Annotated in this window: 15 protein-coding genes; 10 read left to right on the top strand and 5 right to left on the bottom strand. The window is 57.7% G+C overall.

All coding sequences use genetic code 11. The features are described from left to right. The first annotated feature begins 14 nt into the window (after positions 1-14). The 5 genes from HZB23_07805 (at position 15) to HZB23_07785 (ending at position 4,111) form a co-directional block, all read left to right on the top strand. On the top strand, positions 15-437 hold the full coding sequence (locus HZB23_07805) for a DUF3842 family protein (GenBank protein MBI5844555.1): 423 nt from the start codon (positions 15-17) through the stop codon (positions 435-437). A gap of 138 nt (positions 438-575) precedes the next feature. Next, entirely contained in the window at positions 576-767 is a 192-nt protein-coding gene (locus tag HZB23_07800) for a CooT family nickel-binding protein (protein ID MBI5844554.1), read from the top strand. 20 nt (positions 768-787) lie between these two features. Continuing rightward, on the top strand, positions 788-2,512 hold the full coding sequence (ispH, locus tag HZB23_07795; protein ID MBI5844553.1) for a 4-hydroxy-3-methylbut-2-enyl diphosphate reductase: 1,725 nt from the start codon (positions 788-790) through the stop codon (positions 2,510-2,512). 237 nt (positions 2,513-2,749) lie between these two features. After that, the gene (locus tag HZB23_07790; protein MBI5844552.1) at positions 2,750-3,436 is read left to right on the top strand and encodes an NAD(P)H-binding protein; all 687 of its coding nucleotides are present in this window, start codon (positions 2,750-2,752) and stop codon (positions 3,434-3,436) included. A 3-nt stretch (positions 3,437-3,439) separates the two neighbouring features. Beyond that, the gene (locus HZB23_07785; GenBank protein MBI5844551.1) at positions 3,440-4,111 is read left to right on the top strand and encodes an HAD-IB family hydrolase; all 672 of its coding nucleotides are present in this window, start codon (positions 3,440-3,442) and stop codon (positions 4,109-4,111) included. Between the two features lie 99 nt (positions 4,112-4,210). Here HZB23_07785 and dctP read toward each other — a convergent pair whose 3' ends face one another. After that, positions 4,211-5,506, bottom strand: coding sequence for a TRAP transporter substrate-binding protein DctP (dctP, locus tag HZB23_07780; protein MBI5844550.1), 1,296 nt, complete (start codon positions 5,504-5,506; stop codon positions 4,211-4,213). A gap of 402 nt (positions 5,507-5,908) precedes the next feature. Between dctP and HZB23_07775 the strand changes: the two genes are divergently transcribed. From HZB23_07775 to HZB23_07755, 5 genes are read left to right on the top strand one after another with little or no spacing between them, the layout of a single operon-like run. Then, positions 5,909-6,274, top strand: a complete 366-nt coding sequence (locus HZB23_07775) for a hypothetical protein (GenBank protein MBI5844549.1) — start codon at positions 5,909-5,911, stop codon at positions 6,272-6,274. After that, positions 6,271-7,206, top strand: coding sequence for an ATP-binding cassette domain-containing protein (locus tag HZB23_07770; GenBank protein ID MBI5844548.1), 936 nt, complete (start codon positions 6,271-6,273; stop codon positions 7,204-7,206). Before HZB23_07775 ends, HZB23_07770 begins: the two co-directional genes overlap by 4 nt. 51 nt (positions 7,207-7,257) lie before the next feature. Further along, on the top strand, positions 7,258-7,971 hold the full coding sequence (locus tag HZB23_07765; GenBank protein ID MBI5844547.1) for an ABC transporter permease subunit: 714 nt from the start codon (positions 7,258-7,260) through the stop codon (positions 7,969-7,971). A 45-nt stretch (positions 7,972-8,016) separates the two neighbouring features. Next, positions 8,017-9,930, top strand: coding sequence for a GldG family protein (locus HZB23_07760; protein ID MBI5844546.1), 1,914 nt, complete (start codon positions 8,017-8,019; stop codon positions 9,928-9,930). Next, positions 9,927-11,063 carry a DUF4340 domain-containing protein gene (locus tag HZB23_07755; GenBank protein ID MBI5844545.1) on the top strand — a complete coding sequence of 379 codons (1,137 nt, stop codon included), beginning with the start codon at positions 9,927-9,929 and terminating at the stop codon, positions 11,061-11,063. Before HZB23_07760 ends, HZB23_07755 begins: the two co-directional genes overlap by 4 nt. Before the next feature lie 93 nt (positions 11,064-11,156). On the opposite strand, the gene HZB23_07750 is transcribed toward HZB23_07755, so the two are convergent. From HZB23_07750 to HZB23_07735, 4 genes are read right to left on the bottom strand one after another with little or no spacing between them, the layout of a single operon-like run. Next, a complete protein-coding gene (locus tag HZB23_07750; GenBank protein MBI5844544.1) occupies positions 11,157-12,110 on the bottom strand; it encodes an NAD-dependent epimerase/dehydratase family protein in 954 nt (317 codons plus the stop codon). Between the two features lie 28 nt (positions 12,111-12,138). Next, positions 12,139-13,092 carry an NTP transferase domain-containing protein gene (locus HZB23_07745; GenBank protein MBI5844543.1) on the bottom strand — a complete coding sequence of 318 codons (954 nt, stop codon included), beginning with the start codon at positions 13,090-13,092 and terminating at the stop codon, positions 12,139-12,141. 26 nt (positions 13,093-13,118) lie between these two features. Then, positions 13,119-13,856: a glycosyltransferase family 2 protein gene (locus HZB23_07740; GenBank protein MBI5844542.1), complete on the bottom strand. Its 738-nt coding sequence runs from the start codon at positions 13,854-13,856 to the stop codon at positions 13,119-13,121. Continuing rightward, a complete protein-coding gene (locus tag HZB23_07735; protein ID MBI5844541.1) occupies positions 13,853-16,036 on the bottom strand; it encodes a tetratricopeptide repeat protein in 2,184 nt (727 codons plus the stop codon). The genes HZB23_07740 and HZB23_07735 overlap by 4 nt, the downstream gene beginning before the upstream one ends. Between the last annotated feature and the right edge of the window lie 9 nt (positions 16,037-16,045).

Below are 16,045 nucleotides of genomic sequence, written 5' to 3'. Positions count from 1 at the left end.
CGGAAGGAATCTTAATGCCCAGAATATGCATCATGGACGGGCAGGGAGGCGGCATAGGGGCCGCCGTGATCAAGCGCCTCAAAGAGGTTTACGGGGAATCGGTGGAACTGATAGCCCTTGGAACCAACGCCATTGCCACGGCCCAGATGCTCAAAAGCCGCGCCAACAGGGGGGCTTCGGGGGAAAACGCCATAGTGCGCACCGTTATGAAGGCGGACGTCATTATAGGCCCCATAAGCATAGTTCTGGCTCACTCCATGATGGGGGAGGTGACGCCCGCCATGGCCGCCGCAGTAAGTGAAAGCCCGGCCAAAAAATTCCTTCTGCCCCTTTCCCAGGAAAACGTGGAAATAGTCGGGGTGGCCCACACGCCGCTTCCCAGGCTGGTGGAGGCGCTTGTCACGGAAAACCTCGCGAAGTTCTACCAGCCTGTCTAAAAACGCGAATCGCTGTGTCAGGCGTCGCGCTTCATCGTTTTTATCCAGGCTTCTCATAGTGCCTTTTGCAACGGGCTGATATCCAACGCACCGTGAACAGTATAATAAGTATCGCCAAATCAATCGGGAGAATCAAGCATGTGCGAAGCAAACGCCTATTACGTTGAAGACGGCGGGGAAACACTCGTCATGGAAGCCGTGGACACCGTGGCCCCTGAGCCTGACGGGCTCCTGCTCACGAGCATCTTCGGGGACCAGAAGCTGGTTAAGGCCTCCATCCACTCGCTTTCCCTGGTGGACCACAAGATTTACCTCAAGAAAACCGCATAACGCGGAATCCGGGTTCTTCCATGAAAATCACTCTGGCCAGGACAGCCGGTTTTTGCATGGGCGTACGCCGCGCCGTGGAAATGGTGCTCGATACCGCCAACCGTGCGTCCGGCCCGGTTTACACCTTTGGCCCCCTGATCCACAACCCCCAGGTCATGGGGATTCTTGAGGAAAAAGGAGTCAGCGTTCTTGACTCCGTGCCTGAAAAGGGCGTGGGAACCGTGGTGATCCGCGCCCACGGCGTAAGCCCGGAGATAGAGGAGAATCTCGCCCGCGCCGGTTTCAGGGTGATGGACGCCACCTGCCCGCGAGTGATAAAGGTGCAGACCCTTATCCGCAACCATGCGGCCAGGGGTTACACCCCGGTGATAGTGGGTGACGCCGAGCACCCGGAGGTGGAGGGCCTCGTCGGCCACGGCCAGGGCAGGGCGGTGGTGGTTCGAGGGCCGGAGGAAATCGATTCTGTCCCCTCTGGCAGCCCCCTTGTTGTGGTGGCCCAGACCACACAGGACGTGGAGCTTTTCGCCGAAGTCTGCCGTTTGATCAAGGGCAGGTTCTCTGACGTTAAAATCTTCAACACCATCTGCGACAGCACCGAAAAGCGGCAGGCCGAGGTAGCCGAACTGGCCCGCAACGTGGACGCAGTGGTGATTGTGGGCGGCAAAAACAGCGGCAACACCCAAAGGCTTTTCCAGGTGGCGGCGCGTTCGGGAAAACCGGCGCTTCATGTGGAGACAGAAAAGGAACTCGATGTTTCCGCGCTGAACGGCGCCCGCCACGTGGGCGTCACCGCCGGGGCCTCCACCCCCACCTGGATCACCAGAAGGGTGTGCCGAACCCTGGAAGCCCCGCCCGGAACCGGCCACGGCCTCTCCGAACGCCTGTTTTCGGTTATAAGGGCCTTGGTCCTCACCAACGCCTATATAGCCCTTGGCGCGGGCTGCCTGTGCCTTGCGGCGCTGGCCCTCATAGGCCGCGAGCCCGCATTCGCGCCGGTTGTGATGGCGGTGTGCTACGTTTATTCCATCCACACCTTCAACAACTACATAGGCCGCAACGCCTACCGGTACAACGACCCGGACCGTGCGCTTTTTTACGAGGAGCACAGGACCGCGCTTCTGGCCGTTTCCGGGGCCAGCCTTGCCGTCGGCCTTGGGGCCGGGCTTCTTTTGGGCAAGGCCGCGTTCGCCATTCTTCTGTTCATGACAGTGATGGGGCTTTCCTACAACGTGCCCCTGCTTCCGGGCCGCCTTTCAATGGAATCGCGCTATCCGCGCATAAGGGCCATTCCAGGGTCCAAGACGCTTTCCGTATCCCTGGCCTGGGGCGCGGTTACAGCCTTTCTTCCGGCGCTCTCACACGATTTTTCGCCCTCGTTTTTTGATATCCTGGCCGCGAGCCTTTTCGCCGGGGGCCTCGCCTTCGTTCGAGCCGCCTTTTTCGACGTTCTGGACGCCCAGGTGGACCGCATCGCAGGCAAGGAAACCCTTGCCACCTGGCTCGGCGACGAGGCGACCCTGGCCCTGATCGGGAAGGTGCTGCTTGGCCTGAGCGCCGGACTCGCCCTGTTCAGCCTTTTCGGATGGGTAAGTTCCCTTGGCTATCTTCTTCTCATAAGCGTGGCCTTTCCAGCGGCAATTGTGTGGGCCTACGAAAAGGGCTACGCGCATCCCGGCTACAGGCTTGAATTTCTGATGGACACCACCTTCGTTCTTGCGGGCTTCCTGGCCCTTTTGTGGATGTGAATTTTTCAATGCTTTTTATCAATTGCTGCAGCCTTTTGAAAAGGCTGGCTATTAAGCCTGGATATCAATTTGAACTTGGGCGATGAACACGTCGCGCGAAAAGCCATAAGAGCCACGCGTACCCGCCCAAGAAATCGCAGAGTTCTTGGGCTAAATCAGGATGTTCGTACGTGGCGGAATTGGCTTTAACGCTCGACACTAAAGTATCGCGTTTTTAAACGGGCTGATGGGGGAAACATGGCGGGAAACGGAAAAAGGGTGCTATTGGCCGGAGCCACGGGGCTTGTGGGCGGCCTTTGCCTTTCAAGGCTTTTGGCGGATGACTCCTTTGAGGCCATAATATCGGTGGGAAGGCGTCCGCTCGACCCCGCGCCGTCCGATCCCAGGTTCAAAGAGGTTTCGGTGGATTTTTTCGATCTCGGCTCCCGCTCCCGGGACCTTGTTGCCGACACCGTAATCTGCGCCCTTGGGTCCACCATGAAAAAGGCCGGTTCCAGGGACGCCTTTTATCAGGTCGATTATACGCACTGCCTGAATCTCGCAAAAATTTGCAGGCAAAACGGCGCGTCCCGGTTCATTCTTGTAAGCGCCCTTGGAGCCAACCCCAAGGCATTCAGCTTTTATTCAAGGGTGAAGGGCAGGCTCGAAGAGGCCATCGGGGACTTGAGTTATGACAGCCTCACCATTCTGCGGCCCTCGCTCATCATGGGAAAACGCGGCGAATTCAGGCCATTCGAGGAAATCGCCAAGCTCTTCACCCCGATGGTCAGTTTTCTGATTCCCGACAAGTTTAAGCCCATAGAGGCCGAAACCGTGGCTGCGGCCCTGTGGATTTCCGCCCGGCTGGAAAAGCCCGGCGTCAACATCCTGGAGTCGAACGAGATAAGAAAACTTTACGAGGATGTTACCGGAAAGGGGAGATGACAGGTGGAAACCAAGCCGGAGTTGCGGCCAGCCGCCTTTTTCGATTTCGACAAGACCCTTCTGGCCATCAATTCGGCCAAGGCCGGATTCCGCTATCTATGGGACGAGGGTCATCTGTCCAGGCGCTTCGCCCTTTCGGTGATAATAAGGGGAATGTTTTACCAGAGAAACCTCATTTCCGAAGAGGCCATGGGTCGGCACATGATCCGGTTCTACAGGGGGAAAAAACTGGACACCTTCAAGGCCGGGGCCGAGGGCTTCTACCGCCAGTGCATCGAACCCAACTTCGCCCCGCGAATTCTTGCCCGCGCCAAGGCCCACAAGAACCTTGGACACGTAACGGTGCTCATATCCGGGTCCATCCGCTATTACCTCGAACCCGTGGCCAGGGAGCTTGGATTTGACCACCTCATCTGCTCCGACCTGGAAGAGGACGAAAACGGAATCCTGACGGGCCGCCCCAAATTTTTATGCATTGACGCCAACAAGAAAATACTATTAACCCGGCTGGCCCAGGAGGAAAACCTCGACCTGACGCGATCTTCCGCCTACGGCAATCACCATGCCGACATCCCCATGCTGTCCTCGGTGGGCTACCCCTACGCGGTGGAACCCACCGCCCCCCTTCGCCGCAAAGCCAGGGAAATGGGCTGGCCCATACTTACCTTCAAGTGACCAAAAAATGGCGGAAAGACCTTTCGGCCCTCCCGCCATTCCCTGTCCCCCCCATTTTTCCAAAACAGAAAACCCCGATTCGCGTTATTCAACAGGCGGTCACTTCACGCCCAACGAGTCGGTTGTAGCCTTGTCAGCGGCTCCGGTGACCTTGAGGCCCTTTTCCTTCTGGTACTTGCGGATGGCGTCATAGGACATGGGCCCCAGAACGCCGTCCACAGTGCCGCTGTAATGCCCAAGGGCCCTCAAGCGTTCCTGGACCTGAGTCACCTGTTTGCGGCGCTCCTGCCAAGTGGCGTCCTTGGCTCCGTTGCCGCCTTTCTTGGCCTTCCATTCCGGCTCGGAGGCCTGGCCCTTCCCGGACCGGAAGGCTTGGAGATGCCGCATAAGCTCGTCCAGGAGGTCGGAAGGATATTCCCTGTCCGCCAAAGTGTCGTAAACGGTCATGGCCTTTGTCTTCAGCTTTGCCATCTCGGCCTTGGACATCACGGTTTCCTTCACTCCGTAGCCAAGCATGGCGGCTATGCTTTTCTGGTTGTCCCTGCGGGTTCCCTCGGTGAAACGCCTCGTGATCTGCTCCCGCCTGTCCCATATGGCGTCCAGATAAGCGGTCGGGACGGCATTCCAGGCCTTTAGGGACACCACTATTGCCGCCGGGGAATACCTGATTTTTACGGTGTTGATGAAGCGCACCGTTGAATACATCTGTGCGCCCACCATCCAGATTGCGGGTGATATTCCGCTGTCTATCCTGCCTGAGCGCCATGACGTGGCTATCTGGGGAACATCCAGGGGAACCGTCTGGGCTCCGAGGGCGTCGAAAAGGGTCTTTTCTATGGGGCCGTACCATGTCACGAAGCGGAGCGCCTTGAAATCCTCCAAAGAGGCCATTGGGGACTTGGACGAGTAAAGCTGGTCAAAGTCCTGGTCAATCCAGAAGGCCAGTTTCAGTCCCCGTTTTTCAAAGTAGTAATCGAAACTGTGGATCATGCGCTCGCGGATGTAATCCACCTCGTCGTAATTCCTGAAAAGAAAGGGAAGCTCCACCACCGCAAATTCCGGGCAGGCCACCCGTGCGCCCTGGCCGGAAAGCCCGGCTGCCTGAAGCTGGCCTATCTTCATCTTGGCGATGTACGCCTCGTCATCCCCCACAGCCCCGCCCCAGAAAACCTTGAGGCGAAGCTGGTTGTTGGATGCCGCAGCGATTTCGGGCATGAGGATTTCCTCCACCTGCTTGGCCCAGCCTATTCCTTTGGGGGCCAGGGTTCCCACCTTCCAGATGTATTTTGCGGAATCCTCCTGCGCGCCGAAGACAGGAGCCGCATTTCCCGCCAAAAGCGAACACAGGACCATGCAGGGTAATAAAGCCGCAACGGCGTTTCTGATGCTTTTCATCTCGATCCCCCATTTTGCTGATTCCGCCGGGCTTTCCGGCGAAAAGGTGCAGGCCTTTTTGCAGACCGGCGTGAACCGGAAAAAAACGCGCCTTTGAGTTAACGGCGGTCTTTCGCCAAAGTCAGGTCTGGCACAGGCCTGATAACGGCCCGGAGCTTGACGGATAACACTCCAAAAAAAAATGCAGATGCAACACGGCCATCGACCATGCCTGAGTCAAAACCTCCCGACGGCTGGCTGTCCCGCCCTGTTCCGGAAGGTTTTCATCACGATTTGATTTATAAATGAATCATAATCATCTACATGCTAAATACCAATTTTGCAATACTTTTACATAAGTTTTACATTAGTGGACACAGTATTCTTTAATGATTCCCAATAACAATACGAGAAGGTCAAAAAATGCAGTCCGGCAAGGTTCGACGCAGGCTTCACAGAGCCAGCGCAAAATTTTCAGGCTGCAAACACCATGGAGGACGCCTCAAAAGCCGGAATTTTTCACTGACGCCGGTTTTCAAAGGAAAATTTGGGGCAAAAGGCCGCGCGTTCTTGACAACCGGCCCTGTTTCTGTTTTGTTGCCACACCTGACAGGAAGGCGGGGCCGCCCCCTTTCTTCGGGTCTTTTTTTTTGCCGTGATAACTCTCGCTTGCAGACAAAGCGGCAGATCCTTTGCAATATTTCCGGAAAAGTTGTTCCCCATTTCATCCCGGCCCGTCTTTACCAAAAGACAGGGGCCATTCTAACCCAACAGGACGCCCATCCATGATCGAAGCCAGGCAACTGACCAAGTTCTTCGGGCAAAGCAAGGTTGTGGACAACGTATCCTTTTCAGTCAGGAAGGGCGAGGTCCTGGGTTTTCTCGGCCCGAACGCGGCTGGAAAATCCACAACCATGCGCATGATCGTGGGCTATCTTCCGCCAAGCGCGGGGACTGCCCTGATCGGAGGCTCGGACGTCACCACCGATTCCCTGGCCGCCCGGAAAAAAATCGGGTATCTGCCGGAAAATGCACCGGCCTACCAGGACATGAGCGTAACGGCCTTTTTGGATTTCGTGGCCCGGATAAGGGGTTTTTCCGGGGCGGAGAAGAAAAGGGCCATAGACGCCACCATCGAGAAATGCTTTCTCACCGAGGTGCGCCGCCAGAACGTGGGAACCCTGTCGAAGGGCTTCAAGCAAAGGGTCTGTTTCGCCCAGAGCATACTTCACGACCCGGAATACCTCATTCTGGACGAGCCCACGGACGGGCTCGACCCCAACCAGAAGCACGAGGTAAGAAGCATGATCCGGGCCATGGGCAGGGAAAAGGCCATAATCCTTTCCACCCACATCCTGGAAGAGGTGGACGCGGTCTGCACCAGGGCCATCGTCATCGCCAAGGGAGTCATAGTGGCCGACGACACACCCGAAGGCCTGCGCCGCATGTCCGCAGTCCACGGATGCGTCAACTTCACCGTGCCCAAGGCGTCGGAAAATGAGGCTCTATCCGCCATCCGCGCCCTCGAAGGGGTGATCAAGGTGGAGGTGCTGGATAGGGCAGGGACCGACGTGGTTTTAAGGGCCTACCCTGCGCCGGGCGAGGCCGCCCTTGCCGACGGCGTGGTGAAGCGCCTGGCTCAATCGGGCGTGGCGCTTTCGGCCCTGGATACGGAAAAAGGCCGCCTTGACGAGGTTTTTCGCAGGATTACCCAAAGGTAGGAGCGGGAGCTTACCATGGACAAGCGGTTCGTGCCCAATGTTAGGGCCGTGATGGCCCGTGAGCTGTGGAGCTATTTCGGCTCGCCCATAGCATACGTCTTCATAGTGATCTTCCTGCTTTTATGCGGGTTTTTCACCTTCAATATTTCAAAATTCTACGAGGCCGGCCAGGCTGACCTGCGGCCCTTTTTCGAGTGGCACCCCTGGATATTCCTTTTCATGGTGTCGGCGGTGGCCATGCGCCTGTGGGCCGACGAGCGCAAGAGCGGGACGATGGAGCTGATGCTCACCCTGCCTCTCACCCTCACCCAGGCCATTCTGGGGAAATTTCTTGCAGCCTGGATGTTCATGGGAATCTCCCTCGTTCTCACCTTCCCGCTCGTCATTACGGCGATGTACCTTGGTGATCCGGACCTGGGCGCGGTGTTCACCGCCTACGTGGGAAGCATGTTGCTTGCCGGAGCCTATCTTTCCATAGGCACCATGACCTCCGCCATGACCCGGAACCAGGTCATTTCCTTCGTGGTTTCGGTGGTGATCGGACTTTTTTTCGTCATGGCGGGCTGGCCGCCCGTGACCGACGCTTTGGCGGGAAAACTTCCGAGGCTCGTCATCGAACTCATTTCGGGCTTTTCCATCATGACCCACTACATGGGCATGCAAAAGGGAGTGCTCGATCTGCGGGATTTCATCTACTATTTTTCGCTCATGTCCTTCATGCTCGTCCTGACCGGCGTGATTCTTACGGGCCGCAGGAGCTCATAGTCCAAAAAGACCCGTAATCCGGATAGCGTTCAAGGAGACCAACCAATGCCCGGCAAGGAAGGCAATATCAGCAAGCATCTTTTGTCCACCACGGGAGTCCTGATTCTTCTGGCAAGCCTCATTCTGGTCAACGTGATTTTTTCATTCGTGAGACTCAGGTGGGACATAACCCAGGAGGACCTTTACTCGCTCACCAAAAACACCAAGACCATAATCAGGAACATCGATGAGCCGGTTGTGTTCAAGGTGTTCTTTTCAAAGTCCAACGAGCGCATTCCCATACCCATCAAGGAATACGCCAAAAAAGTGGTGGAGATTCTCAAGGAATACGAAAGCGTCAGCAAGGGCAAGGTGAGGGTTGAGGAATACGACCCCAAGGAGGACTCCGACGAGGAGGACTGGGCCAACAAATACGGCATCGAGGCCCGGACCACCGGAGACGGCAACCGGGTGTACTTCGGCATGGTGGCCGTGGCCGCAGAGCGCGAGGAGGCCATGCCCTTCCTCGACCAGGCCCGCGAGCAGCTTCTGGAATACGACATCACCCGCACCATCATGACCCTTCAGGAAAACAAGAAGAAGACCATAGGCATCCTTGCGGGCCTGCCGGTTTTCGGTGTGCAGAACCAGCCCAACGTGCCGCCCGGAACTCCGGGAACCGAACCCTGGTTCTTCATTTCCGAGCTTAAAAAGACCTACGAGGTAAAGCAGATTTCGCCCAACGCCACGGATATCGATCCCACCATAGACCTCTTGCTGGTGGTCTATCCCAAGCGGCTCGGTTATCGCATGGCCTACGCCGTTGACCAGTTCGTTCTTTCCGGCAAAAACGCAGTCATCTACCAGGACCCCCTGTGCCTGAACGACCCCGAAGCCCGGCCCAACCAGGCCCAGGCCCTTCAGACTTCCGAGCTTGACAGGGTTTTCGCGGGCTGGGGCTTCAACATGGTGGCGGGCAAGGCGGTGGCCGATCTGAAGCAGGCCACCCAGGTGCGCAACCAGTTCAATTTCGTGGAATTCAACCCCGCCTGGATCACGGCCAGGGAAAAGGCCCTGAACACCAAGAGCATACTCACCGCCAACTTGAATTCCATGCTCTTCCCGGTGGCGGGCTCGTTCGAAAAAAGCGAAAAGTGGAAGGGTGAATGGGAGGTCCTCATCAAGAGCACGGCCCAGTCCGGCCTTGTGGAAGCCTTCACCACCACACTGGGCGAGCGCATGATCCAGGAGGAATTCAAGGACGGCCAAAAGGAGCTTGCGCTGGCCGTGAGGGTCAACGGCAAGTTCAACTCGTCCTTTCCCGAAGGCCCGCCCCACGACCCGGAATCTCCGGACGCCGCCGTTGACAAGAGTCGGCACATCGCGCAATCGGCCAAGGAATCCACGGTCATTCTGGTCTCCGACTGCGACGGGCTGGCCGACGATTCCTACATGATAAAGCAGAACTACATGGGCTTTCTGCGCATGGGGCTTTTCAACGACAACCTGACCTTCCTTTTAAACACCTGCGAGCTTCTCACCAGCGGCGACGCGCTCATCGGCATAAGAAGCCGGGGCAAGTTCGACCGCCCCTTCACCAAGGTCCTGGATATTCAGTCCAAGGCCAAGGATAAATGGATGGAGCGGGAAAACGAGCTGATGAAGAAGGAGGAGGAGGCCACTGCAAGGCTGCGCCAGCTGGAGCAGCAGAAGGACGCCTCCCAGCGCATGATAATCAGCCCGGAGCAGCAGAAGGAAATCCAGACCTTCAAGGACCAGTCCGTGGCCATTGCCAAGGAACTGCGGGATGTCCGCAAAAAGCTTCGTGAGGACGTGGATGACCTGGGCACCCTGCTCAAGTTCATCAATATCTTCCTGATGGCCTTCCTGGTGGCGGTCTTCGGAGTCGCCTTCGGCCTGTACAGGACCCGCCGAAGCAGGTCTGACAGGGAAATCGCGAAAGGAACCGACAGGCCATGAGAAACAGGACTTTGCTTGTGATGCTCGCGGTTCTGGTGGCGCTTTCGGGCGTAACAGCCCTGATTCTTTACCTTTCGAGCCAAAAAGACGCCGAAGTCAGCATGGGCTCGCTTCTTTTCGAGAAACTGGACGTCAACAAGGCAACGCTCATCAAGGTCGCATCCGCCGATGGCTCCTTTACGGTCACCCGCAAGGCAAATGGCTGGCAGGTGGACAAGGGCTTCGACTACCCCGCCGATTTCGACAAGGTCTCCCGGTTTTTAAGGGGCCTTACCGAGCTCAAGGTGGGCCGCTCCTTTGACGCCACCCCGGAAAGAATCGCGCGCCTCACCCTGGCGAGCCCGGCGGATTCCGCATCCAAAAAGGACAATCGCGGCGCGCTCTTTATTGTCATGGACGACAAGGGCGGCGAAATAGTGCGGCTTCTGGTGGGCAGGGAACGCAGCGGCAAGGACCAGTTCGAGGGAATGCCCCAGGGCCAGTTCGTCCTTACCGGCGATGGGAAAAAGATTTACCTGGTGGATCGCTTTTTCGAGATGGAGGAGCAAAAACCCGCCGACTGGATGGATAAGGCCCTTGTCAGCGTGGAGGCGACCGAAATAAAGTCAATAACCTGCAGGGCAGCAGGGCAGGGGATCAGCCCCGTCGCGGTCTACGAGCTTGCCAGGGCGGAAAAGGGCAAGGAAATCACCGCAGTGGTTTTTCCGGCGGGCAAGAAGACCAGCCGTGGAAGCATTGAGCGCATGACCCAGTTCCTTGGGTCCCTCACCTGCGATGACGCTGACAGGCCCGATCCCGGAATATTGGCGACCAGCATCATCGACTTCGTGAGCTTCGCGGGCGTCACCTACAGGGTGAGCGTTCTGGGAGCCACCACCGAGGACGGATGCCCGGTGCGCATTCAGGTGCTTTATTCCGGCGCTGACAAGAAGGTGGCGGCAGAGGCGAAAAAGGACAACGACCGCCTCTCTCCCTGGGTTTTCCGGGTCGGGAAATGGCGTTGCGATTACCTGGCAAGGGACGCCGAAGCACTGGAGGAAAAACCTGTAGCAGAGCCGCAAGGCCCTCCGTCCGGCATGGAGATGGGCCAGATGCCGCCGGGCTTTGATCCTTCAATGTTCGGCGCGCCGTAGCTTTTTGCAGGCAGGCTGTAAGATAAAAATGGCGGCCATTCCGGTTCGATTCTGGAATGGCCGCCTTTTTCATTTTTAAATTCCTGTTTTCGTTCAAGCTGAAAATGCTTCGGAGACACGTTCCTTTCTGATGTATTCCACCACTTCGAAAAGGCTCTCGGAAAGCTCCTTTTGTGGCTCGTAGCCCAATACCTTCCGGGCCGCGCCTATATCGGCCACCGAGTTTTTCAGCTCCGAGCCCTGTGCGGGAGCAGGGATAAAATCCCCCCGGCCAAGGGTCTTTCGCACCAGGGCCGCAAGTTCGTTCACAGTGGTGCCGACTCCCGTGCCCACGTTAAGAATCCGGCCTGCGGCCTCATTTTTTTGCGCCGCGAGAAGAAAGGCCCTGGCCACATCCGAAACATGCACGAAGTCCCGGCGCTGGAGCCCGTCCCCGAAAATGGGGGAGGGCTTTGACAGAAGGGCGTTGGTGATGAAGATGGTGGCCGCTCCCACGTAGGGGGTGAATCCCTGGCGGGTGCCGTATGTGTTGAAAAGCCGGAGAACCACGGGTTCTACGCCGAGGGTTTTCGCCAGCATGAAGAGATACCTCTCCGCCGTGAGCTTTCCCAGGCCGTAAGGGGAGAGGGGCTCCGCCGGGTGGCCTTCGTCAACATTGCCCCCATGCTCCTCGTCCGCGTAGACTGCCATTGAGCTTGCCAGGATCACGCGCCGCGCCCGCCCCAGGCTTGCCGCCCTGAACACGTTGAGGGAACCCATGATGTTGGTTTTTGCGTCATCCGCAAAACTGTCCACCGAGTGGCGGATGGAAACCCGCGCCGCCAGATGGAAGACCGTGTCAACGCCTTTTAAGGCGTCCATCACCCCTGCCTCGTCGCCCACGTCGCAATTGACGAACTCGGCTTCGGGGTTCAGGTTTTCGGCAAGGCCGGTGGACAGGTCATCCAGAACCCGGACCCGGTATCCTTCATTTATCAGAAGGTCGGTGAGGTGCGAGCCTATGAAGCCTGCGCCGCCGGTCACCAGGAACAGAGGTGCGGATTTCAAGAGGCTGACTCCTTTCCTGTATGGCTCGTCACTTCTTCCATTGCCCCTCGCGGGTCAGGACCACGCGGTCCAGTTCCGCGCCATTAGGAACCTTAACGCCCGCGAAAAGGACCGATCGGCTGACCTTGGCTCCGGCCCCGATTTCGACCCCGTCCCCAACCACCGACTCCGTTACCTCGGAGCCCGCGCCAAGGGTCACGTTTTCCCCCAGAAGCCTTGAAAGCCCCCTGCTTTCCAGGAGCCTTAAGTTGATGTCCAGAAGGTCGCCCGGATAAGTGACGTTTAAGTCCGCATCGATGCAGGTGGAGGCCAGAAGGCGGTAGCCGTCGTCGATCATGATCTGTATGCTGTCGGTGATCTCGTACTCGTCGCGCATGGCGGTGCGGGGGGTGCGGCGAATGGCGTCGAAGATCACCGGCGAGAAGAGGTAGAGGCCGGTTCCTTTGAGGTCCGTCTTGGGGTACCGGGGCTTTTCGATGACCCTGGAGACCCGTCCATCGTGGTCTTCGATTATGGAAAAATTCTTCTTTATTTCATCGAGGCGCTCTGTATGCACCGCGCCCAGAACCCCGTCAACGCCGGGCTTTCTGAAAAGCCGGACCATCTCCTCCATGCGGGGGGCCTCGAAATAGATGTCACCCAGAAACATCAGAAAAGGCCCGTCAACGCTGGCTTCGAGCTGGCCCACGCAATGGGCGATGCCCAAGGTCTGGTCCTGGCTCAGATAATGGATGGAAAGCCCCAGGCTTGGCAGCCGCTCGATCTCCCGCACCACCAGATAGCCCTGGTGCCCCACCACCAGGAAAACGGTCTTGATGCCAAGGCGGGCCATGGCCGAAAGCTGGTGGTAGATGATGGGCCGGTTGAGTATGGGAAGCACGGGCTTGGGGAGCGCGCTGGGCAGAAGCCCCATGCGGCTGCCCTTGCCTGCGGCCAGGATAACGCCCTTGATTTCCTGTTCCTTGACTGTATCGGAATCCATGAATTCCCCCCTCCGGAAAAACCGCGTCATGGTCTCTGGATAATGCCTCGCTTGAAAAGCGAAAGCCGGAGCCTCAAATATAAGAGGAACCACAGCATTTTCCACCCGGTGTCCCAGACCTTCAAATGGCTTTTCCCGGAAGCCCTTTCGTAATGATTGGCGGGCATTTCGGCGATTTTTGCCCCCTTGGCTTCCAGTTTCAAAACAAGCTCGGTGGGAAAGGGGTAGCCCCTGGCATCAAGGGTGAGTTCCTTGAGAAGTTCCCGGCGGATGAGTTTCAGGGCGCAGTTGGTGTCGGAAAGGCGCGTGCCGAAAAGAACCCGGACAATAAGGTTCAGGACCCGGTCCGCCAGGACCCGAATAAGGGAGTCCTTCTTCCCCATGCGTCTGCCGTTCACGCCGTCCAGGCCCTCCTGCCGGGCCTTTTGGAGGAAGGAGAGGGCGTCAGCCGGATCGAACTGGCCGTCCGAGTCGAGGGAAGCCACATAGAGCCCGGCGGCGCTTTTCATGGCAAGGCTCACTGCGTGGCCGTACCCGTGGTTGACCTTTTCGTGCACCACCCTAAGCTGGGGAATTTCGGCTGCGAGCCGGTCGAGGACCTCGCCGGTCCCGTCAGAGCTGCCGTCGTTCGCCACCACGATCTCGAAGCTCTCGCCCGACCCGGAAAGCACCCTCACCCAGTCCCGCACCACGGCCTCGATTCCGCCGGCCTCGTTGTAGGCCGGGGCGGCAAGGCTCAACATGGGGGTTTCGGCGTCAGTCATCTCGCGCCCTTTCTTTCCCGGCCTGTTTCCAGAAGCCCCAGGTTTTTTATCGCCATTTCGTTTTTGGGGTCCTGGGCCAGCACCTTTCCATACTCCTCCACTGCGTCTTCGGGCTTGCCCGTCTGGGAAAGGGCCACTGCCAGATTCAGGCGGGCGGCGAGGAATTCCGGGTCGGCGGCAAGGGCCTTTTTGAAACTTGGGATCGCCTCCAAGGGCTTGTTCTGAACAACCTGACTAAGTCCCAAGAAGAATTCCGCCCTGGCCGGATCAGCCCCACGGACCAGGGCTTCCCGAAAAGCGGCCTCCGCTTCCATGGCCTCATTAAGTTCAAGGAGCGCCTGGCCAAGCCCCAGAAGGGCCGGGGCCGACCCCGGTTTCAGCTTCAGGGCTTCGCCATAAAGGGCCTTGGCTCCTTCGGTCCTTCCGGTTTGGAGCAAGGCGGAGGCAAGGTTTACAAAGACATCAGGGTTCCCGAGCCTTTCCGGGTATCCGGGGTCGGCTCTCAAAAGTTTCCCGTAGGTCTCAGCCGCAGCCTTTGGGTTTTCCTGTAAAAGAAAAAGCGTGCCCAGGCGATAGAGGGCCTCAGGATGGTCCGGGTCGGTGGAAAGGACCTTTTCGTAATGGGCTCCGGCTGCCCTGTAATCGCCCTGCCTCGTTAAAATTCCCGCAAGGTTGAGACGGGCCTTGGCCATTCCGGGCTGGCTTTTGAGGGCCTTTTCAAAATGATCCACGGCATCAGGGGTCCGTCCGAGCCGGTCCAGGGCCACGCCCATGTTGTTGTGGGCGTCCGAGTAATGGGGCTTGACCCTTACGGAATTTTCAAATCGGACAAGGGCTTCATTCACCCTGCCTTCCTGAAAAAGAACCGCGCCCAGGTTGTTCTCCATGGGCCAGTTGTCCTTAACGACGCTTAGGGAATGGGTGTAGAGCGTGAAGTTGTCCTTCCATTTGGGCACGTAGTCCTTAGTATCGGCGGCGAGATAATAAATGGCCGTGCATGCCAGGATGGCGTAAGCAGCTTTTCCGCGAAAACCGCCAAGGTGGGTTGAGATGTCCCAAGCCCCGAAGGCCAGGGCCAGGGAGAGCCCAAGATAAGGCACGTAGGTGTAACGGTCGGCCATGGCGTGGGGGCCTAATATGAAAAGCCCGCTCATGGGCAGAAGGGTTCCCAGAAACCACAGCCAGCCCACCAGGAGGTACGGCCTTTTGCGGACGAGAACAAGGCAGAACGCCGTGACTGCGGCAAGTATTAGAAGGCTTGTTATGACTGAGGCCGAGGCTACTGCCTCCGGCCTCGGAAACATGACCGAAAGGGGATGGGGGTGGAAAAATTTTAAAAGGTATCCGGCATAAGATGTGATGGCGATCTTTACCCGAAGGATAAAGTCCACCTGGTCGAGCCCGATGTCCTGGGTCATGGCCTTGAAAGCCAGCATGTTGATAATTACGATGACAAGGGCCAGGGCCTGGAGCGGGAGCTTCTCCAGCACGAGTCGGCCTAAAGAGGCCCTTTCAATGGACTCCTCAGGTTCATCGTTTCCGGCCCGCCCGAACCTTTTCAATGGCCAGAAATCCAGAAGCAAAAAGACGCATGGCAGAGTCATGGCTGTGGATTTGGCCATGAGGGAAAACGTCATGGCAAGGGCCGTCATCGCGTATCGCCCGGCTGAGGGCCTTTTGCAGTAGCGGGCGTAGGCAAGGATGGCCAGAAAAAGGAAAAACGTCGAAAGCACGTCCTTTCTCTCCACCACCCAGGCCACGGACTCAACGTGTGTTGGGTGGGCCGCAAGAATGAAAGCTATGAAGGCGCTTTTAAGGGGGGCCTTCGTGATGGTGAAAAAGATCCAGAAGGCAAGAAGCACGTTAAAAAAGTGGAAAAGGACGTTGACCAGATGAAAGGCTCCGGGGTCCATGCCGAAAAGGGATGAGTCCAGCATGAAGGAGAGCCACAGAAGCGGCAGCCACTGGCCTGCCGGAGCCGTGGTGAAGGCCCTGGCGGCGTTTTCAAGGGAAAGCCCCCCGATCACCAGGTGGTTTTCATAGACGTAGTGGGGATCGTCAAAATTCAGAAAGGAGAATGTACGGGTTTCAAGGTAAAGAAAGGCCGTGAGGCCCATAAGGCCAAGAAGGATGAGGCTTACGAGGTATCTGTCGAGCTTCCGCCCCGGATTCTGATTCAAGTTCATCTC

The sequence above is a fragment of the Deltaproteobacteria bacterium genome, from assembly GCA_016235345.1.
Taxonomy (GTDB): Bacteria; Desulfobacterota; Desulfobacteria; order Desulfobacterales; family Desulfatibacillaceae; genus JACRLG01.
Note: the sequence above shows the minus strand (reverse complement) of the source record. Positions and strands in the feature narration are given on the sequence as shown.